Source organism: Schleiferilactobacillus harbinensis DSM 16991 (assembly GCF_000425885.1).
GTDB classification, from domain to species: domain Bacteria; phylum Bacillota; class Bacilli; order Lactobacillales; family Lactobacillaceae; genus Schleiferilactobacillus; species Schleiferilactobacillus harbinensis.
This window is the reverse complement of the sequence record NZ_AUEH01000009.1, coordinates 42,225-61,487: the sequence shown is the minus strand read 5'-3', so window position 1 is coordinate 61,487 and position 19,263 is coordinate 42,225. Positions and strand designations below refer to the sequence as shown.

Annotated in this window: 17 protein-coding genes and 2 pseudogenes; 14 read left to right on the top strand and 5 right to left on the bottom strand. The window is 56.2% G+C overall.

Annotated features, from left to right (window positions below):
• Positions 1–141: 141 nt before the first annotated feature.
• From H627_RS0104295 to H627_RS19095, 3 genes are read left to right on the top strand one after another with little or no spacing between them, the layout of a single operon-like run.
• The gene (locus H627_RS0104295; protein WP_027827936.1) at positions 142–1,266 is read left to right on the top strand and encodes an exonuclease SbcCD subunit D; all 1,125 of its coding nucleotides are present in this window, start codon (positions 142–144) and stop codon (positions 1,264–1,266) included.
• The gene (locus H627_RS0104290; RefSeq protein WP_027827935.1) at positions 1,263–4,439 is read left to right on the top strand and encodes an AAA family ATPase; all 3,177 of its coding nucleotides are present in this window, start codon (positions 1,263–1,265) and stop codon (positions 4,437–4,439) included. The genes H627_RS0104295 and H627_RS0104290 overlap by 4 nt, the downstream gene beginning before the upstream one ends.
• Positions 4,436–5,341 carry an HNH endonuclease gene (locus H627_RS19095; RefSeq protein WP_051225164.1) on the top strand — a complete coding sequence of 302 codons (906 nt, stop codon included), beginning with the start codon at positions 4,436–4,438 and terminating at the stop codon, positions 5,339–5,341. Before H627_RS0104290 ends, H627_RS19095 begins: the two co-directional genes overlap by 4 nt.
• A gap of 116 nt (positions 5,342–5,457) precedes the next feature.
• Here H627_RS19095 and H627_RS0104280 read toward each other — a convergent pair whose 3' ends face one another.
• Positions 5,458–6,387, bottom strand: a complete 930-nt coding sequence (locus H627_RS0104280; RefSeq protein ID WP_051225163.1) for a magnesium transporter CorA family protein — start codon at positions 6,385–6,387, stop codon at positions 5,458–5,460.
• A 465-nt stretch (positions 6,388–6,852) separates the two neighbouring features.
• Here H627_RS0104280 and H627_RS0104275 point away from each other — a divergent pair, with 465 nt between their 5' ends.
• From H627_RS0104275 to H627_RS0104240, 8 genes and pseudogenes are all read left to right on the top strand, one after another.
• Positions 6,853–7,830 (top strand): ABC transporter substrate-binding protein, encoded by a 978-nt coding sequence (locus tag H627_RS0104275; protein ID WP_035439942.1) that lies wholly within the window; start codon positions 6,853–6,855, stop codon positions 7,828–7,830.
• Between the two features lie 55 nt (positions 7,831–7,885).
• Positions 7,886–8,857, top strand: coding sequence for an ABC transporter substrate-binding protein (locus H627_RS16955; RefSeq protein WP_051225162.1), 972 nt, complete (start codon positions 7,886–7,888; stop codon positions 8,855–8,857).
• A gap of 19 nt (positions 8,858–8,876) precedes the next feature.
• Positions 8,877–9,846, top strand: a pseudogene (locus H627_RS16950) (ABC transporter substrate binding protein).
• A 32-nt stretch (positions 9,847–9,878) separates the two neighbouring features.
• Positions 9,879–10,811, top strand: a complete 933-nt coding sequence (locus H627_RS0104260; RefSeq protein WP_027827932.1) for an ABC transporter permease — start codon at positions 9,879–9,881, stop codon at positions 10,809–10,811.
• Positions 10,808–11,629 carry an ABC transporter ATP-binding protein gene (locus H627_RS0104255; protein WP_027827931.1) on the top strand — a complete coding sequence of 274 codons (822 nt, stop codon included), beginning with the start codon at positions 10,808–10,810 and terminating at the stop codon, positions 11,627–11,629. The genes H627_RS0104260 and H627_RS0104255 overlap by 4 nt, the downstream gene beginning before the upstream one ends.
• A gap of 116 nt (positions 11,630–11,745) precedes the next feature.
• On the top strand, positions 11,746–12,282 hold the full coding sequence (locus tag H627_RS16945) for a sigma-70 family RNA polymerase sigma factor (RefSeq protein WP_051225161.1): 537 nt from the start codon (positions 11,746–11,748) through the stop codon (positions 12,280–12,282).
• A complete protein-coding gene (locus tag H627_RS0104245) occupies positions 12,248–13,363 on the top strand; it encodes a hypothetical protein (protein WP_027827930.1) in 1,116 nt (371 codons plus the stop codon). The genes H627_RS16945 and H627_RS0104245 overlap by 35 nt, the downstream gene beginning before the upstream one ends.
• Positions 13,364–13,427: 64 nt before the next feature.
• The gene (locus H627_RS0104240) at positions 13,428–14,195 is read left to right on the top strand and encodes a sulfite exporter TauE/SafE family protein (protein WP_027827929.1); all 768 of its coding nucleotides are present in this window, start codon (positions 13,428–13,430) and stop codon (positions 14,193–14,195) included.
• Between the two features lie 58 nt (positions 14,196–14,253).
• Here H627_RS0104240 and H627_RS16940 read toward each other — a convergent pair whose 3' ends face one another.
• The 4 genes and pseudogenes from H627_RS16940 to H627_RS16930 all read right to left on the bottom strand — a co-directional run bounded on the left by H627_RS16940 (position 14,254) and on the right by H627_RS16930 (position 16,666).
• On the bottom strand, positions 14,254–14,607 hold the full coding sequence (locus tag H627_RS16940) for a hypothetical protein (protein WP_051225160.1): 354 nt from the start codon (positions 14,605–14,607) through the stop codon (positions 14,254–14,256).
• On the bottom strand, positions 14,594–14,878 hold the full coding sequence (locus H627_RS16935; RefSeq protein WP_051225159.1) for a type II toxin-antitoxin system RelB/DinJ family antitoxin: 285 nt from the start codon (positions 14,876–14,878) through the stop codon (positions 14,594–14,596). The genes H627_RS16940 and H627_RS16935 overlap by 14 nt, the downstream gene beginning before the upstream one ends.
• Positions 14,879–15,022: 144 nt before the next feature.
• Entirely contained in the window at positions 15,023–16,003 is a 981-nt protein-coding gene (locus H627_RS0104225) for a Gfo/Idh/MocA family protein (protein WP_027827928.1), read from the bottom strand.
• A pseudogene (locus H627_RS16930) lies at positions 16,003–16,666 on the bottom strand (ribose-5-phosphate isomerase A). The gene H627_RS0104225 and the pseudogene H627_RS16930 overlap by 1 nt, the downstream one beginning before the upstream one ends.
• A 184-nt stretch (positions 16,667–16,850) precedes the next feature.
• On the opposite strand from H627_RS16930, the gene H627_RS0104215 reads away from it, so the two are divergent.
• From H627_RS0104215 to H627_RS16920, 3 genes are all read left to right on the top strand, one after another.
• The gene (locus tag H627_RS0104215) at positions 16,851–17,687 is read left to right on the top strand and encodes a MurR/RpiR family transcriptional regulator (RefSeq protein ID WP_027827927.1); all 837 of its coding nucleotides are present in this window, start codon (positions 16,851–16,853) and stop codon (positions 17,685–17,687) included.
• A gap of 81 nt (positions 17,688–17,768) precedes the next feature.
• Positions 17,769–18,443 carry a LacI family DNA-binding transcriptional regulator gene (locus H627_RS16925; protein WP_051225158.1) on the top strand — a complete coding sequence of 225 codons (675 nt, stop codon included), beginning with the start codon at positions 17,769–17,771 and terminating at the stop codon, positions 18,441–18,443.
• 5 nt (positions 18,444–18,448) lie between these two features.
• Positions 18,449–19,168, top strand: a complete 720-nt coding sequence (locus H627_RS16920) for a zinc-binding dehydrogenase (protein WP_243892619.1) — start codon at positions 18,449–18,451, stop codon at positions 19,166–19,168.
• Positions 19,169–19,263 lie beyond the last annotated feature (95 nt).

Below are 19,263 nucleotides of genomic sequence, written 5' to 3'. Positions count from 1 at the left end.
GGCCGCTATAAAATTAACCATTACGGTACATCAAAGGCCATCAAATGTAAATAGCATGATAGAAAATGAGAGTATTGAACTGATGTTCGAACGAGGACTTTCTTGGTATACTGAAGGCATGTGAAAAGGATGGTGAGGGCAATGCGCTTCATGCATACGGCGGATTGGCATATTGGCAAGCGATTGAATAGTTTTGACCTCTTGGCGGACCAGCAGGCGGTGTTCACCGAGATTCGGCAGATCGCCCAAGAGGAGCAGGTGGATGCGGTGGTGATTGCCGGCGATGTATACGACCGGGCTTTGGCGAATGAGGAATCGGTGCACGCGGTGAACGAGATGATCCAGACGCTGAACTTAACGGACGGGTTGCCGCTGCTGGTGATCAGCGGCAACCATGATAGTCCGGTGCGTCTGGGGACGGGCAGCCCATGGTTCAAAGCAACTCAATATTATTTGCATACGACGCTGGCCCAAGCCATTGACGAACCAATCGTATTGGGAGACACCCAATTTTTCCTGCTGCCGTTTTGGCAGCCCTTTGCGGCCCGGCAATATTTCGGGGATGAGCAGTTAACGACGGTGCCGTTGGCAATGACGGCCATTGTCCAGGCCATGCAGGCTAAATTTGTTCCTGATAAGAAGCATGTTTTGGTCGCCCATTTCTTCGCGGCCGGTTCCAGCCAGACGGATTCAGAGACCACCAGCCGGGTAGGCGGTTTGGACGCTGTGCCGGTGGATCTGCTGGCGCCCTTCGATTATGTGGCGTTGGGCCATTTGCACAGCCATCAGGCGCTGCATGAAGACAAGGTGCGCTACAGCGGGTCGCCGTTGAAGTTTTCGGCTTCAGAGGCGAAAGATACAAAGGGCGTGTGGATCGTTGATACCACGGCGGGGAGCATTGATTGGCGGCCGCTGACGCCGCCCCACGATCTGCAGGCGATCACGGCCAGCTTTGCGGACTTGACCAAGCCGGATTATCTGCCGCCGGATCAGCAGCAGGACTATTTAGCAATCACGCTGACGGATACGGAAGTGATCCCCAATGTGATGCAGATCCTGCGCAGCCAGTACCCGCATATTTTGGAAATCCAACGGGCCCATGGCCGGGACCGGGCGGCGGATACACCGGCCCTGACAGTGCGCCGGCACTTGGATCCGCTGACGTTGGCGGCGGACTTCTATACGGAAATGCAGGAGAGCGCGCCGACTGAGCGGCAGAAACAATGGCTGGCTGAAACGTGGGCAGAAATGGGGGCAGAGAAATGATTCCGTTAACCTTGCACGTGCATAATTTTGGTCCGTATGTGGATGAAACGTTGGATTTCCAGCGCTTCGCGGAGGTGCCCCTGTTTTTGATCAGCGGCAAAACTGGCAGTGGGAAATCGACCCTGTTTGACGCGATGCGTTTTGCCTTATACGGCGATACTGCCGTGGACAGTGGTGAACGGGAAGGGGCGGCTCTGCGCAGTAATTTTGCGGATGAAACGGAACCGTCTCGGGTGGTGTTCACGTTTACTCAGAATGATTTGCGTTATGTGGTCAGCCGGGAACCGAAACAGACGCTAAAGAAGAAGCGGGGCGAAGGGTATAAGACCTATAACGCCACTGCTAAGCTGGCTATCTACCATGGTGATGAACAAAAGAATGAATTCATTAAGACCCGGGACGTGGATACCCACCTTCAGGATTTACTGGGTTTAACCGCGGAGCAATTCACTCAAATTGTATTATTGCCCCAGGGCGAGTTCCGCAAATTTCTCAATGCGGATAGTAATGAAAAGGAAAGTGTTCTGCGTCAGCTGTTCGGGACCGGCAAGTATCAGCGCTGGGGGGAGATCATTCGCCAGCATGCCCAGAGCGCGCAAAGTGCTGCCAGTCACGTGGACGAGCAGCTCAGCGGCGTGTTGGGCCAATTGCCTTGGCCAGACACCATGGTAGATGACGTGACACCATACTTGACCAGCCCATTGAATTATCAGACCCAATGGACGCAATTCTTAGCTGATCTCGCGGATACTCAGCAAAGCGCCGAGCAAACGGCCAAGACCGCGCAACAGGCTGCGCAACAGACGCTGGCCGCGGCCCAAGCGGCATTGCACGCCGGCCAAGATTTGACGACGCAGTATCAGAATGCTGCGGTCTTGCAGGGGCAGCAAGCCCAGCTGACCAGTCAGCAGCCGGCCATGACGGATTTGGCGGGCCATATTGCCCAACTGGAATTCAGTCAAACCGTCCGGCCGGCAGCCCAGCAGATCACTGATGGTCAGGACCACCAGCGGCAGGCGGCGGCAGCAGAAAAAAAGGCCCAGGCGCAGCTGGTCCAGGCCCAGGCCGCGTTACAGCAAGCCGATGAGCAGCTCGCCGCGCTGACAGCGCAGCAGCCAGCCATTGATCAGGCTAAACAGCAGGCGGCGAAGCTCACTGATTTGCTGCCCCAATTTGAAAAAGTGGCAAATGCACGCAAAGCCGCCGCTAAGGCAGAGAAGGTGTTTGCCGCCGCCCAGGCCGCGGTCACGGCGCAGAACAAAGCCTTGCAGGAACAGCAAATGGCATTGCAGCAGGCCCAGACCACCGCCGCGCAGCAGCCGGCGTTATTGACCCAGCAGAATCAGCTGGATGGTCAAAAACACGATTTGGCCTTGGCCGAGGAACATCTGCAGACGGTGCGCCAGCACTGGCAGACTTGGCAGCAGGCCGCTGGTCAAGCAGCCGCTTTGGCCGACCAAGTGCAAGCCGCGGCGCAGCGATCCGAACAGGCAGAAGCGGCTTACCGGCAAACCAAGAGCGACTGGTCCGCAGGACAAATTGCGCGGCTGAGCCAAGACCTGATACCGGGGACACCATGCCCGGTATGCGGCAGTACGGAACACCCCCATCCGGCAGCGAGCACGGTGACCACGCTGGTCAGTGATGCAGCGCTGGACCAGGCGGAGAAGGCGTGGCAGCGGGCCAGCGCCCAAGCAGCCGAGCTGACCAGTCAGCAACGGCAATTGACCGCCCAGACGGCCGAACTTGCTGACCAATTGGCGGCGGTCTGGCGGATTTATCAGCCAGCGGTAGAAACGCCCGTTGCATGGGCGGACACTTTGACCGCCGAACAGCAGCGCTTGGCAGCGGCGCGGACGGATCTGACCGCGGCCCAAAAGAAGACCCAGCAGGCGCTCCGCGCCGCGACAGCAGCCAGTCAGCAGGTTGACCAACGCCAGCGGGCACTCGTCGCGGGCCAAACTGAATTGACGACGGCCCAGACGGCGGCGAACACCGCCGATAAAGTGATGGCCCAGGCCCAGACCGCGTTGACGGATGCCCAGAGCCAATTGCCCGCGGATTATCCGACGGCGGCGGCTTTGCAACAGGCCATTACGACGCTGCAGACCCAAGCGGCGGCCCATGACCAGGCCCTCAAGACCGCCCAGCAAACGAAAGAAACCCAGCACACCCAGGTCACGACCTTGACCACTCGAATCACCACTGGCCAGCAGGACCAGACTGATTGGGCCCAGCGGGTCGCGGCTTATCAGAAGCAGTTAACGGCGGCTTTGGCAGCCCATACCCCAGCGGTGACCGCTGCCGAGTTGCCGGCCTTGTTTGCTGAATTGCCGCAACTGGCCGCGCTGCGGCAAAAATACACAGCGTACCAGACCAGCGTGACGACCGTCGCGGCTCAATTGGCCCAAGTGACGGCCGCCATTGCCGAGCGGCCGCGATCCGATGTCGCCGCGCTGCAAACCGCAGCAGCGGCCGCCCAGACCCAGACCGATGCCGCTAATCACGCGGTGTATGAAGCCCAGACGGCGCTGGCCCAAACCCAGGCCGCCCAAAAACAAATGACCAAGCTGGTCAAAGACCAGGCCGATCAAGCGGCCATTGCGCGGGAATGGGCCCAGCTCAGCGAAACCGTCAACGGCAAGGGGGCCATCAAGCTTAGTCTGGAACGGTATGTACTGCGAGCTTATCTGCAGGAAGTCCTGCGGGTGGCCAACAGCCGGCTGGCCCGTCTGACCAATGGCCGCTATGAACTGCAGCTGCACCGCGAGAACGGAGCGTACGCCACAAATACGGGCTTAGAGCTGGACGTCTACGACGATAATGTCGGCGCCACGCGCAGTGTGCACACCCTGTCCGGCGGCGAGAGTTTCTTAACCGCCCTGAGTCTGGCGTTGGCTCTGGGCGAAGTGGTGCAAAACGAAAGCGGCGGGATTCAGATCAACGCGCTGTTTGTCGATGAAGGATTCGGTTCGCTGGATGAGGATGCCCTGGCCGGAGCAATCGATGCACTGCAGTCCATTGAAGGCCAGCAGCGGCTGATCGGTATTATTTCCCATGTCCGCGAACTGCGCCAGCAGATTCCAGACCAGCTCTGGGTCGAGACCGAGGGCGATGGCCGCAGTCGGCTGCACTATCCCAGCAGCAGTGAGATCGAGGCGAAGGCCTTATGAAATGGGCCTGTGCCTCTTGTACCCTGCGCTGGCCCGCGGCGGCCTTTATTCACGATGGTTTGGCCGACAGCATTTGTGCATTGTGCCGCACCCATCAAATTAGTGGCCCGGATTTTGCCAATCCCGCCAGCCAGCTGTTTGCCCAAGGCACGGGTCTGACCTACGGCGGCGGCGACCAGACAACGGGGACCCCGCTGGCCTTCACCAAGGCGGCTCGGCGGCAAGCTGAGGGCCTGGCGGACAGTTACGCGGCTGCCCCGCCTGCTGTACGGCAGGCGCTGCCCGCGGCCGCTTTTGCGGACCAGCTTTGGACGATGCTGCAAACGCCGCCGGCCGCCTGGCCCAGCGGCGATCTGCCCACCGTGCTGGCCGCCTGGGGTTATCCGGTGCAGCAGCTGTTTGATCAAAACACGCTGGACCTCACCACCCGCCAGTACATTCGGGAGACCTATCACCATGTTTGCCAATACTGCGGCCGTTACGGCAATAGTGTGGATCACATGAATCCCGTCAGTATCAGCGCCGACAACACCATCGCTAATCTGACCCTGGCCTGTGCGGAATGCAACCAGCTCAAAGGCGACATGCCCTACACCGAGTTTGTCCGCATTGACGCCGCCACAGCGCCGTTGAAAACCGACTTGTGCCGGCTGGAAAAGGTCCAGCGCACATTCAAAGCCCAAGTAACCAGCTTGCAGGCCCAGCTCGCCGCTCTGACCCACCAGGCCGCCGATCCCGCGGCCCCCGGCGCCAATGTCCTGCGCCAGCAGATCAAAATGGCCCAGGACTTGCTGGATCAGGCTAAGTCCGACAGCAAACACATCAGCGCCCAGCGGGCTGCTTATGTGCACAGCCAGTGGGCGGTGGCACAATACCAGGAAGAGACGAGGACGTGGGAGTAAGCAGGAAGAGACTGGGGACAAAACTCTGATTTCCTAGCGTATCTAGTGCCGCAGCTTGCGAAGCTTTGGCACGGCATACTAGGACGGAGTTTTATCCCCAGTCTCTTTCTTTCTGTCTACCGGCGCCGTTTATCGTACAAAATATACCAAATCCCCAATACAATGATCGCCACCAGTGACCAAATAATCGTCCAAAGCCAGGCATCATGCCGGTTGGCGAAGGGCAGGGCAACGTTCATCCCATAGAACCCGGTGATCACCGGCGGAATCATCAGGACAATACTCCACACCGTGAGGAAGCGCATGGTGCCGTTCAGATTGTTGTTTAGGACATTGCTGAAGCCGTCGGTGACCCGGTCGATGATGTCCGCGGCGATCTGGGCCATCTGCTGGCCCTGCTGAATTTCGATCAGCACGTCGTCGAGCCGTTCCTTTTCTTCCGCGTTCAGGGCCAACGGATCGGCCACGGAATTTGTCGCCATCATGAACCGGCGGATGGCAATCAAATTGTTGTTTTCTGCGGTCGTCAAATAGACCGTCTGCTGGGCTAACCGGGTGAGGGCAGCGACTTGTTCGTTGGTCGGCCGTTTGTGCCAGTTTTCCAACTTGCTCCGCTCGTCGTTGATGTTGTCGAGGACGTCGAAGTAATCGGTACTCAGGGCGAAGAGCAGGTCGAACAGCAGCATAAAGATCGAGGTGTCCGCTTCGGCGGCACTCTGGATCACTTCCTGCAGCTGCCTGACGACGGTGGTGCCATCAGTGTCGGGAATCACACTGATCAGCCGGCTGGCGTTGAAGACGAAGGTGATGGGCAGGGTCAAAAAACCGCCGGGAGCGGCTTCTTTATTCACGAAGCGGAACACCAGCAGCCAGTAGCCGCTGGCCTGGTCGTATTCCAACCGGGCGCGTTCCCGCATGTCGTTAAGGTACGGCACAAAACGCGGCGGCAGGCCGTATTTCTTTTCTAAGTCCTGATAATCTGCGGTGGTGGGGGTCATCATGGCGATCCATTCCTGACCATGGGGTAACGGGTGCTGCTCAATCATGTTGAATCCTCCCAAAAAAGTTTTCTAACCTCCATTATACCGGTCCTGACGGGGATTCGCTGACGTTGGCGTGAAAAAGTTCACGGCCAGGGGTTGACAACCTATTTGGCCGCAGTGTAAGGTAATGGACATAACAAATACATGAGCATTTGCTCATTTAGGAGTGTGTTACGCATGCGAGACGCAGCCATTACACAACTCAATAACCGATTTTATTACGGCTATTTTAGATAGCTGGTTTGTAGCCATTATGGATGCAAACCTAGCGTTTGTATCTATGATGGCCGTACGAATTTTCGTGCATTCGCCACATAGATCGAGATAATCGATGTGGCCGGTGCGAAAAAAGAATCATTTTTTGAGCCGTTTCCGTCGATTGTCTGTATTCAATCGATGGGAACGGCATTTTTTATGCCTGCGGATGTCTGGCCGGGAAGCAGAAGACAGACTATGGAGGAAATCATCATGAAAAAACGATATTGGCTTTTAACGGTAGTGAGCTTGGTCCTGTTGCTGGTTCTGGGGGCCTGCGGGTCGCCGGCGCAAGGCAGCAGTCAGGACAGTAAGAAAATTAAGATTGGCATCCTGCAATTAATGAACCAAACCGCTTTGGATGATGCCCGCAAAGGATTTATCGCGGAACTCGCCAAGGCCGGCTACAAGGATGGGAAAAACATTTCGATCCATTACGTCAACGCCCAGAACGATCAAGCCAACCTGAAGAGTATGAGTGAAGAATTGGCCAAGGATAAGAACACGGTGAATCTGGCCATTGCGACCCCGGCCGCCCAAGCGCTGCTGCAAGCCGACAAAGATACGCCGCAACTGTTCACCGCCATCACCGATCCCGTGGAGGCCAAGCTGGTGACCAGCTTGCAGCATCCCGGCGGCAATGTCACCGGCACCAGTGATCTGGTGCCGGTATCCGGGCAGATCAAGCTGCTCCACGAATTGTTCCCCAAGGCCAAGACCATCGGCCTGCTATATAACGCCGCGGAACCTAATTCCTTGGTGCAGGTGAAGATGGCCAAAGCGGCCATTGCCAAGTTGGGGCTGAAGAGTACGTCGCTGACCGTGGCCAGCACCAATGACGTGTCCCAGGCGATGACCTCGCTGGCCGGCAAAGCCGATGCCATCTACGTACCGGCGGATAACGTCGTCGCCACGGCCATGGCCACGGTGGGCAAGATTTCTGCCGAAAAGAAGGTCCCGGTCGTCCCCGCCGCCAGCACCATGGTTCCCGCCGGCGGGATTGCCACCAACGGAATCGATTATGAAAAGCTTGGTGCCCAAACCGCCCAGATGGCGATCAAAATCATCAAGGGCAAAAAGGCTAGCGCGATCCCAGTACAATTACCCAAAGATATCACGCTGGTCGTGAATAAAAAATTGGCGAAGGTCTTCAAGATCGACCCCGCCCAAGTCGTTAACGACGCAAAATAATAAATAGAAGATGCGGCTGTTTCACGTGAAACGGCCGCCGGGAGGAATTTTTATCATGAAAAAGCATACTGGATTATGGCTCGTCTTTACGGTCGCACTGGCCTTGCTGGTCAGTGCGTGCGGTACGAAACAAAGCAGTGCCAGCGGCAAGGATGCCAAGGTGAAAGTGGGTATTCTGCAGCTGATGGACCAGAGCGCCCTGGATCAAGCGCGGAAAGGGTTCATCGCTGAACTGAAAAAGGAAGGCTACACCCAGGGCAAGAATCTGACGATCGATTACGTCAACGCCCAAAACGATCAAGCCAATCTGAAGAGTATGAGCGAGAAGCTGGCTAAGGACAAAAATACCGTGAACGTGGCCATCGCCACCCCGGCCGCCCAAGCTCTGTTGCAAGCGGATAAGGATACCCCGCAACTGTTCACCGCCATCACGGATCCGGTGTCCGCCGGACTGACCACCAGTATGCAAAAGCCCAGCGGCAACGTGTCCGGCACCAGCGACATGGTGCCCGTGGCAGGGCAGATCAAATTGCTCCACCAATTGTTCCCCAAGGCGAAGAAGGTCGGCTTGCTGTACAACGCCGCCGAACCCAATTCGGTTTACGCCATTAAATTAGCGAAGGCCGCCATCAAGAAACTCGGCTTGCAGTCCGTTGCCAAGACCGTGGCTACGACGGCTGATGTCCAACAGACCACGACCGCTTTGGCCAGCCAAGTGGATGCCATCTACATCCCGGCCGACAACGTGCTGACCGCCGCCATGGCCACGGTGGGCAAAGTGTCTGAAGAAAAGAAAGTCCCCGTCATCCCGGCCACCGGCCCGATGGTCAAACTGGGCGGCGTGGCCACTAATGGGATCGACTACACCAAACTGGGCGCCCAAACCGCCCAGATGGCCGTGAAGATCATCAAGGGCAAGAAAGTCACCGATCTGCCGGTGGAAACCCCCAAGGACGTGAGTCTGGTAGTCAATGACCAATTTGCCAAGCTGTTCAACGTGGATCCAGCCAAGATCGTCAATAAATAGCCGGAATGGGGGGAACATTATGGGAAAGCAGCGCAAGTTGTGGGTCGTCTTGACTTTGGCCCTGGCCCTGTTGGTCAGTGCCTGCGGTAATCAGAAAAGCAATGCCAGCGCCAAAGAACCAACAGTGAAGATCGGCATTTTACAGTTAATGGACCAAAGCGCCCTGGATCAGGCCCGCAAAGGTTTCATTGCGGAATTGAAAAAGGAGGGCTACGTTCAAGGCAAGAATCTGACGATTGATTACGTCAACGCCCAGAACGATCAGGCCAACTTGAAGAGCATGAGCGAAAAATTGGCTAAGGATAAAAACACTTTGAATTTAGCCATTGCTACGCCAGCCGCCCAAGCCCTGCTCCAAGCGGACAAGGACACGCCGAAGCTGTTTCACAGCGATCACCGATCCGGTATCAGCTGGCCTGACCACGAGTTTGACGAAGCCCAGCAGCAATTTCACCGGGACCAGCGACATGGTCCCAGTCGCCGGCCAAATCAAATTGCTGCGCCAATTGTTTCCCAAAGCCAGGAAGGTTGGCCTGCTGTATAACGCCGCCGAGCCCAACTCGGTTTACGCGATTAAATTAGCCAAGGCCGCGATCAAGCAGCAGGGGTTGCAGTTCGTCGCCAAAACAGTCGCCACTACGGCGGATGTCCAGCAAACCACCACGGCCCTGGCGAGTCAGGTAGACGCTATCTATATTCCCGCGGATAATGTGTTAACGGCCGCGATGGCCACGGTGGGCAAGGTTTCCGAGGAGAAGAAAGTCCCGGTCATTCCGGCCACCGGCCCGATGGTGAAATTGGGCGGCGTGGCCACCAACGGTATTGACTTCACTAAGCTCGGCGCCCGCACGGCCCAGATGGCGGTCAAGATCATCAAGGGCCAGAAAGTCGCTGACCTGCCGGTGGAAACGCCCAAGGATATCAGTTTGGTAGTCAATTCTAAGTTCGCTAAACTGTTCAACGTCGATCCGGCGAAAATCGTTAAGTAATCAGCCTTAAATATTGGAGGAAAACCGACATCATGGATATATTGTTATCAAGCATCTCCCAGGGCCTGATTTGGTCAATTATGGCCATCGGGGTCTATCTCACCTTCCGCATCCTGGACATTGCCGATATGACGGCCGAGGGGGCTTTTCCCTTGGGCGCGGCATTTGCGGCCAGCTTGATCGCCAACCACGCCAACCCATGGCTGGCTACCCTGGTCGGGATGCTCGGCGGGATGGCGGCCGGCCTGGTTTCCGGCTTGCTCTACACCCGCTTGCGGATTCCGGCGCTGCTCACTGGGATTTTGACCCTAACCGGCCTCTATTCCATCAACCTGCGGATCATGGGCAAGGCCAACATCGCGCTGCTGAACCAAACGACAGTGTTCAGCGCCTTTGCTCAATTCAGCAGCACGATGCAGGTGATCATTGTGGGCGCCTTGCTGGTGGCGGTGATCATGGTGCTGCTGGTGCTTTTCTTCAATACCGAAATGGGTCTGGCCGCCCGGGCTGTGGGGGATAACCCGGACATGAGTGCCGCTAACGGCGTGCACGTGGCCAACATGCAGATCGTGATCTACATGATCTCCAACGGACTGATCGCCCTGGCGGGGGCCCTGATGGCCCAGTCCAACGGGTATGCGGATATCTCCATGGGGGTGGGGACCATTGTGATTGCCCTGGCGGCGATCATCATCGGCGAAGTGCTGGTGCGGAATCTGACGCTGGGCAAACGGATTTTGACGATTATTATCGGGGCCATCATCTATCGGTTAATTATTGCGCTGGTTCTCTGGGCCGGAGTTGACCCTAACGATTTGCGGCTGTTCTACGCGGCCTTGTTGACTGTGTTGCTGGCAGTCCCGCTAATGCGGCAATTGACCAAGCAATACAATCGGCGCCGGGCGAACCGCATCCATATTAAGTCGTTGAATGCCCAAGCCGCTAAGGAGGACAAGGCAAAATGAAAAACACACCGGTATTAACCATCCGCGACCTGCATCAATACTTCGAGCAAGGCACGATCAACGAGACCCACGCTCTGCAAGGCATCAACTTAACGATCACCGAAGGCGAGTTCGTGACGATCATCGGCGGCAACGGGGCGGGCAAGTCCACATTGCTTAATTCCATCGCCGGCACGCTGCCCATCGACACCGGTCAAATCGTGTTGGACGGCAAGGATATTACCTACGATTCCGTCACCAAGCGGGCCCGCTGGATCGCCCGAGTCTTCCAGGACCCGAAGATGGGCACCGCGCAACGGCTGTCTGTGGCCGAGAATATGGCCCTGGCCGCCAAGCGCGGCGAACACCACTCCCTGTTCCGCTTCGGCACCCCGCGCTCAGCCCGCCCGCGGTTCCAGGCGGCTTTGAAGCGGCTGAATCTGGGTCTGGAAGATCGGTTGGATACCGAAATCGGACTGCTTTCCGGCGGTCAGCGGCAGGCCATCACCTTACTTATGGCGACTCTGCAAAAGCCGGAGATGCTGCTGCTGGATGAGCACACCGCGGCCTTGGATCCCAAGACCAGCGCCACTGTGCTGCACCTCACCGAGCAGCTGGTGAACGAAGAAGACCTGACCGCCCTGATGATCACCCACAACATGCAGGATGCCATCAAATACGGCAACCGCTTGTTGATGCTGGACCACGGCAAGATCGTGGTGGACATTGCGGGGGAAGAGAAGAAACATCTGACCGTGCCCCAACTGCTGGACTTGTTCAATAAGGCCAGCCAGGAAGAGCTGACCGATGATGAATTGTTGTTGAGTGCGGATAAGTGATACAAGGCAGCGGTTAGGCACAGCAATGTGCCCAGCCGCTGCTTTTTTGCAGTCAATGGAACCTTTTGCTGCCCCGCGGTTACTAATTGATGTAACGCAAAGAAAGAAGGTTGGTTATGGCAGAAAGCGAGTTGATTAGTCAGGCCCGGGCGGGTGATGGGGCGGCGTTGGGCCGGCTGCTGCGAGCCCGGCAGGATAAACTGTACCGCACAGCGTTTCTCTACACCCGCAATCAAGTGGACGCGCTGGATGTGGTGCAGGAGACGGCGCTGCAGGCCATGCTGAGTATCAAGCGGCTGCGGCATCCGGAATACTTTGACACCTGGCTGATCCGGATCCTGATCAACAGCGCCTATCGGCTGATGCGGAGCAGAAAACCGGTTGGGGACGAAGCGCCCGCTGCAGCGGCGAGTCCGGACAATGCGGCCGTGCTGCATCTGGATCTGGTCCAGGATTTGGCCGCCCTGCCGGCGAAACTGCGGGACGTGGTGATCCTGCGTTTTTTCAATGATTTAACACTGCAGGAGATTGGCCGGGTGCTCCATTTGCCAGTGGGTACCGTCAAGAGCCGGTTGAACCGCGCCCTGCAGGGATTGCGGGAGAAAGGAGAGGTCATTCATGAGTACGACGACGGATTTTCAAAAAATAACTGAGCAAATCTCAGTACCGACCAACCTGGTGGATGCGGCCATTACCCAAGGGATTCAGGCGGCAGCGCCCCGGCGCAAACAGCACCGGCGCCGGATCACAATCGGCTTGGCAGTTGCGGTGCTGTTGTTGGGGGCTGCCATCACCCCCGCGACCATTCAAGCCGGGGGGATTGTGCCGGCCTTTACCCAGTTGCTGGACCAAGATGGGGCCAAAACGCATAATTTTGACCCGACGATGAACATGTTGCTGGGAAATCTCTACAATCAGGGTCTGTACGACAAAGTGAGCGTACCAGCGCAGAGGGTCGGCAACGTCCAGGTTCAGCCCATTGGTACGCTCAGTACGGCGGGGGTCGTGGCCGTTTTAATTGATTACACCGGGCCGGGCATGCAGCCGGACCAGTTGCGCCGGCAAACCGAGCAGGTGGATCAGGTCAGCGGTCAGCATATTATTGATACAGAAAGCAATTTTGGCAAAGTCGCGCTGGGCCACTACCGGCAAGTGATTGCTTTTTACACCCAGGGGACCACGCCAGTGCAGGCGATCAATCTGCAGCTGGGGAAAATTAATGGCACCCAGCAGACGCTGGCCTTCAAACAGTTGCCGGTGACCCAACGGCCGTTGCAAGAGACCGTGATTAATCAGCAGAGCACGGTGAAAGCAATCCACGGTGGGAAGATCACTGGCCGCTTGACCACCATTCAGCAAGCGCCGGAAGCCCTGGTGGTGAACTATACGCTGGTCTTTAGCCAAGCCGGCCTAAGTGCGCGCTGGTTGGAGAACTACAGTGAAGCCGCCTGGATTTCTGAAGCGACGGTGTATGACGGCCAGAATAATCTGGGCCTGTTGGAACTCGGCAGCGGCGGGCAGTTTTTACGCACCAAGACGAATGCGGGGCAAGTCACCAGCCAGTTTCAGTCCATTTTTGCAAAATCCTACGGCAGCCTAGGCGATCAGCACTCATTAAAGGATGCGCCAGCGGACGCTGTCGTTAAGTTTAGGCTGGAAATTCCGGGCCGGCGGCCGAATCGTCAACAAGTTGGCACTTTCACAGTGCCGGTGCGCCAATTGCTGACTAAGTGACACTTGACTTGTCTTCACTTCCAGGCCAATACTGGCGGTATCTGATTGAGAAAAGAGATACCCTATGACAATTGGTGTTTTCGTATTTCTGATCATCGCTGGCGTGCTGGGCGGTTTGCTGGCGTCTATCGCCGGTTTGGCTTCACTGGTGTCTTATCCCGCGCTGTTGCTGATCGGTATTCCGCCGGTGGTGGCCAACGTGACCAATACCGCGGGCTTGGTTCTTTCTGGGATCGGGGCCACTGCCTCTTCCACCAAAGAATTGCGGGGCGAGGGCAAGACCGTCGCGGGGCTGGTGGCTCTGGCGTTGAGCGGCGGTATTCTCGGATCGGTGCTGCTTTTGGTGGAACCGGCCAGTACCTTCGAGCACGTGGTGCCGTTCTTCATCTTGATCTCGGGGATATTGCTGCTGGTGTCCGGCCGCCAGGCGGCGCGCAAGCCAATTGCGGCATTGCGGGACCAAAACAAATGGGGAGTGGCGGCTAAGGCATTGGGAATTTTTCTTGTGGGTGCCTATACTGGTTATTTCGGTGCCGCTGGCGGAGTTATTTTGCTGGCGATTCTGACCCTCACTTTGCCCCAACGGTTCGCAGTGTTAAATGCTTTTAAAAACGTCATGGCTTTTATGGCGAATGCTGTGGCGACGGTGATTTACGCCGCCCGGGGCAAGGTGGATTGGCTGCTGGTCATCCCGCTGGGCTTGGGCTTCCTCGTTGGCGGGTATTGCGGCCCGGTCGTGGTGCGTCATGCCCCGGTCAAGCTGCTGCGTACCCTGATTGCTTTTGGTGCCTTTGGCTTGGCGGCGTATCTATTCGTTAAAGCGTATTTCTAAATAGGAAAAAAATCCACGGATCAGCGTGGATTTTTTTTTACCATTTCTAACGATCTCGCTATGCGCGTTTACCGCGACGCCGAATGTAATCAGCCCAAATAGTCATGTCTTCGGCCGTCAATCGGCCAACCCACAGGACACGCCGTTGTTCCAACAGTTTACGGGGAACCCGCAAGACACCCCGAACATCAATCCATGAGGGATGATCCAGACCAGCCTGTTGCCATTGTTTAATCGGCGCATACTGCTTCTTAATTGTTGCTGATTTATTTTCGTACTTCGTTGTGACGGTGTACAGCAATACATGCTCACCATCGCTCAGTGCTAGAACGGCGACCGGGCGAGTTTTACCGTCACCGCTTGAATCCTCTGGGTAGGGCACATAAAACAAACACAGATCACCGGTCTCCACTTTCCGTCAACCACCTATCGAGTTCTTCTTGCGTTGTCGCCGTCTCAGCACGCACATCCTTAGCGGCATCTGCCAAACGGGATGCGGCCACCTCCCGCGGTGTTAACTCAAGCTCGAAGGGAATCCGATGCTCTGCAGCAACCCGCTTATAGAGCGCATTAACCAACGTGCTCGGGGATAAACCAAGCCGCCGCAATACATCGTCCACTTGATCTGCGGTATCCGCATCAATTTTAGCTTGAATCCGGCGCTTAGGTTCTTTCGTATCCATTTACTAACGCCTCCTTGTCGTGCTCAAATCCTTGCCTATCACACGTCCAAGTATACTACAAAATGAGTTAAATGGTCTCATTAAGGTGTCCAGCGTACTACATATGCAGCTCATGTTTTTCGGGACAAACCGCTTTTAGGCTCATCAATCGAAGGGAAACTTCATCCCCCAGGCGTTGCGTACGTCATCCATAATATGGCTGACATCATGGGATAACTGCAACTGACCGTCATCGTGGCCGGCGTCAATGTAACGCTGCATATCCTGCACCTCGTAGACCAGCGCGTCATCAGCGTTCCCAGCTTGCAGGACGGTGGTGGTGGTCTCGTGGGCATCGGCGGTGTACGTCACCTTGGCCTCGGTGGCTCGGGGATAGTTGTCGATTTCAATATACCCCTTGGTACCGGCGATCACGCCCCGCTTGGGCTGCTTGGCCCGCAGCGACAGGGCCATCACGGCCATCTGCTGCTCCGGGTTTTTCAGGATGATCCCGGATTGTTCGTCCACGCCGGTTTCAAAGAACTTGACCGTGGTCAGCGTGACGTTGGGCTGAGAAGCGAGGAAGGAGCGGGCAAAGGCCGTCGCGTAGCCGCCGATATCCAGCAGTGCGCCGCCGGCTAAGGCTTTATTGAAGAAGCGGTTTTTGGGATCGTAGTCCTTCAAGCTGCCAAAGTTCACTTGGACTAAATGGATATCGCCCAATTGACCAGCAGCGATGAGCGCGTGCACTTGTTGATACAGCGGCATGTGCATCAAGGTTAAGCCTTCGGTGAGGATCAGGTGCTTCGCCCGCGCTAACTGCTGGACTTCGTCAAACTGCTTGGCGTTCACCGTGATCGCCTTTTCCGCAAAGACATGCTTGCCGGCATTCAGGCTTTCCTTAATATACAGGTAGTGATACGTGTGCGGCGTGGCGATATAGATGACGTCGATGTTGGGATCGGCAATCATCGCTTCAGCGGTCGCATAGGTGTGCTGAATGTGCTTTTCGGCTGCAAATTTCTTCAACATGTCCGGATTGACATCGGTCACCCCATAAATCGTTCCGTTCACGGTGTTTAAGGCATCGGCCATTTCGTGGGCGATCCAGCCGGTCCCAATCATGCCCCAATTGTACTGTGTCATTATTTGTCACCTTTCTTTATTTGTGTGACTGAACCATCAGCGGCTTCAGCCAGAATCAGGGACGCTAAGCCGGAGAAATACGAGGTGCTGATGACACCGTTTGTTTGGCTTAGCGCGGTACTCAGGTCGGCAATCTGGTCCCAGTCCGGCGCAAAACAATCGATGAGTGCGTTGCCCAGGCTGGTGCGCACATAGCCGGCGTAATTGTCGGCCAGCCGCTGTTTAGCACGCAAGCCTAACTGGGCCGCCGTGCGCAGCACCTGGGAGACACAGGGCGGGACCACTTCCAGGCATAGCGGCACAGTCGCGGCCAGCTGCGCGGTGACCCGTTCGGCCGGGGCTAGAATGATGTAGGCAGCGGCCATTTCAGCATTGTTTTTTTCAAGTGTGGATGCCGCCGTTGCTTTTTAGCAGATTCAGATTGGTGTCGGCGCTGTCGCAGCCGTCGAAGGCCATATCGATGCGGGTCGGCACAGCGGCCAGCGGCAGGTTGCGCTGCTGACAATAGGCCAGGGTCAATTCCGAGGGACTGGTGAGCTGGATGCCGGGGATCGGTGTTTGCGCCAGGGCGTCGGCGAGGGCTTGCATATGCCGTCCGCCGCCCAGACTGACGATCATGCCGGGGTGGATGAGGCGTAACGCCTGTTGAATACTCGGAGTCATAAAAATCATCTGCTTTCTTTGGCTATGTGAGAAACTAATTTTCATATAAATCATATCTTTGAAAATAAATTTAGTCAAGCGGTCATCTGCGAATTTGATTTTCATGGTTTCCCGGGTTAGATTGGGAGAGAAGGATTTTCACGATTTTGGCAGTCTAGAAAATAATTTAAGGCGGTGGTGGCGAATGGCTGAAAATATTATTGATGTACTTTACAGCAGGCAGCCGGGGCTCTCGGCGACGGAACGCAAAATTGCAGCGGTCATCCTGGCCGACCCGGGCAAGACGGTGAACATGACGATTTCAGAACTGGCCCAGGCCGCGGCGGTGAGTGATGCCTCAGTATCCCGGTTTTGCCGGACTCTTGGACTGGCCGGTTTCCATGAATTGAAAATTGAATTGGCTAAGGTGGCGGAGGATAAGGACAGCTACTATCGCCGAGTGGATCCCAATGACTTGGAAAAGTCGCTGCAAGGCATCGCCCAGAATAAGGTGGCGGAGATCACCGGGACCTTGAGCCGGACGCCGGCAACGACGGTGCGCCGGATTTTGCAGGCGCTGCAAACCGCCAGCATGGTCCAGGTCATCGCGGCGGGCGGGACGTTCCCGGTGGCCGCCGACGCGGTGTATAAATTCAATCAATTGGGCATTCTGGCGGTGGCCGACCAGTCTTGGGAAACGGCGATCGGGCAGACGATGAATTTACCGAAGCAGGCAGTGATGCTGGTGATTTCCAACTCTGGCGAGACTCGGAATTTATTGAAGCAAATGGCGGTGGCCAAGGATCAAGGCGTGCCGGTCATTGCCATCACCAACCGAGCAGATTCGCCGATCGGGCTGCAAGCCGATCTGCATCTGATCACAGCTGTCCGGCAGCAGATTCTGCAATCGGAGTATTTCTTTTCCCGGGTGGCGGCGATGAGCGCCGTGGAGGCGCTGTTCTTGCTGCTGCTGGCACAAAACAAACCGTATCTTGACCATATCAAGCAGCATGAGGCCTTGGTGGCCGCGACGAAGCTGTAACCAGCAGGTGCCGGCTGCCGCAGGAATGCGTATAATACTAGCGACAGTACTTATTACGTTGTAGAAAGCAGTTGATTAATTGTGAAAGTGACGATCAAAGATATCGCCGCCGCCACCGGCTTATCCACCGCCTCCGTCTCCCGCATCCTCAATCAGCGCGGCCGGTATAGCGCCGCTTCGGCGAAGCGGGTGCATGATGCAGCGGCCGATTTGGGTTACTTCAAAAATCGATCGGCTGCGGATTTGGCGAGTCAGCGCAACCATACGATTGGCGTCATTAATTACCCGGCAGAAACGAACGCCAACGATCAAGTCATTCAGGGCATCATGGCAGAGGCCAACCGGCTGGCGATGGATGTGATGATCATGTATGCTGCTCGGGATGATCAAGCCGTTATTGCCAAGACGGTGCAAAATATGATTGAGCGCCGCGTATTTGCGGTCATGTTTTTGTCCGTCCGGCCTGATCAAGCGATTATTGATACACTGCGCCGAGCCAATATTTATCCCCAAGAAGTTGCCAGTGCCAGTGATTTGAATATTTCTTCCATCTCGTCGGACGACTTTCAAATCGGATATCAAGCGACTAATCTCCTGTTTCAGCGTGGCTATCGGCGTGTTGCCTTTGCCGGGGCTGATCCGCAGCAGGATATTATTGGCCGCTATCGCTATGCCGGTTATACCGCGGCTCTGCAGCAACAGTCCGCCGCACCGATTTTAACCATTAAAGGCGTTATAATCTTTGCCCGAATATGAAATTCATGGCGACGCCGCCGGTTAACGGGGATCTGTCTGAATTGATCGTCTATCCGCAAGATTTCTTATTCCCCATTCCCGATAATATGAGCTACGAAATTGCGACCTTGAATGAACCGTTCTCCGTGAGCATCCATACGGCGCAATTGCTGGACATTAAGCCGGGTTCGTCGGTCTTCATTTCAGGCGGCGGTCCAGTGGGGCTGCTGGCGATTTTGGCGGCCCGGACCTTTGGTGCGAAACAGATCATCGTCAGTGATACGCAAGCGCTGCGACTGTCGACGGCCAAAAAGATGGGCGCTGATCGGGTCATTAATGCCTTAGAGGAAGATCCGCGGGACGTGATTCCGACGCTGACCAATGGCGAAGGCGTGGATTTCGTCATTGAAGCATCAGGCAATCCCAAGGCGGAACGGACGGCACTGCGCACGTTGAAGCGCGGCGGCAAACTGGCATACATTGGTGTGCCGACCACCGATGCCGTTCCGCTGGATATTCTGTTTATGACGGACCACGAGACGCAAGTCTTCGGTGTATTCCGCTATGCCAATACGTATGCGCTGGGCTTGGAGATCTTGGAAAAGAATATGGCGTTAGCCGAAAATCTGCTGACGGATTTCTATCCGTTAAGTGAAACGAAGGATGCGTTGGAAAAGACCCGGACGGATAAGGGCGACTCGCTCAAAGTCGTGATCTACCCGAACGAACAGCTGCGGCATAATTAATCCGGCCGCTGACAGTTAGCCGATACGCCATAGCGCCCATGGGATACGCTCTGTGTCCCATGGGCGCTATTTGTATACTTGTATCCCACTGGTTG

What these genes read in the sequence shown, in the direction of transcription:
- H627_RS16935 (WP_051225159.1), bottom strand. Translation starts at nt 14,878, where the DNA reads ATGGATACGAAAGAACCTAAGCGCCGGATTCAAGCTAAAATTGATGCG.
- H627_RS0104240 (WP_027827929.1), top strand. Translation starts at nt 13,428, where the DNA reads ATGACAATTGGTGTTTTCGTATTTCTGATCATCGCTGGCGTGCTGGGC.
- H627_RS0104295 (WP_027827936.1), top strand. Translation starts at nt 142, where the DNA reads ATGCGCTTCATGCATACGGCGGATTGGCATATTGGCAAGCGATTGAAT.
- H627_RS0104255 (WP_027827931.1), top strand. Translation starts at nt 10,808, where the DNA reads ATGAAAAACACACCGGTATTAACCATCCGCGACCTGCATCAATACTTC.
- H627_RS0104260 (WP_027827932.1), top strand. Translation starts at nt 9,879, where the DNA reads ATGGATATATTGTTATCAAGCATCTCCCAGGGCCTGATTTGGTCAATT.
- H627_RS16955 (WP_051225162.1), top strand. Translation starts at nt 7,886, where the DNA reads ATGAAAAAGCATACTGGATTATGGCTCGTCTTTACGGTCGCACTGGCC.
- H627_RS0104275 (WP_035439942.1), top strand. Translation starts at nt 6,853, where the DNA reads ATGAAAAAACGATATTGGCTTTTAACGGTAGTGAGCTTGGTCCTGTTG.
- H627_RS0104225 (WP_027827928.1), bottom strand. Translation starts at nt 16,003, where the DNA reads ATGACACAGTACAATTGGGGCATGATTGGGACCGGCTGGATCGCCCAC.
- H627_RS16920 (WP_243892619.1), top strand. Translation starts at nt 18,449, where the DNA reads ATGGCGACGCCGCCGGTTAACGGGGATCTGTCTGAATTGATCGTCTAT.
- H627_RS0104280 (WP_051225163.1), bottom strand. Translation starts at nt 6,387, where the DNA reads ATGATTGAGCAGCACCCGTTACCCCATGGTCAGGAATGGATCGCCATG.
- H627_RS19095 (WP_051225164.1), top strand. Translation starts at nt 4,436, where the DNA reads ATGAAATGGGCCTGTGCCTCTTGTACCCTGCGCTGGCCCGCGGCGGCC.
- H627_RS0104290 (WP_027827935.1), top strand. Translation starts at nt 1,263, where the DNA reads ATGATTCCGTTAACCTTGCACGTGCATAATTTTGGTCCGTATGTGGAT.
- H627_RS0104215 (WP_027827927.1), top strand. Translation starts at nt 16,851, where the DNA reads ATGGCTGAAAATATTATTGATGTACTTTACAGCAGGCAGCCGGGGCTC.
- H627_RS0104245 (WP_027827930.1), top strand. Translation starts at nt 12,248, where the DNA reads ATGAGTACGACGACGGATTTTCAAAAAATAACTGAGCAAATCTCAGTA.
- H627_RS16945 (WP_051225161.1), top strand. Translation starts at nt 11,746, where the DNA reads ATGGCAGAAAGCGAGTTGATTAGTCAGGCCCGGGCGGGTGATGGGGCG.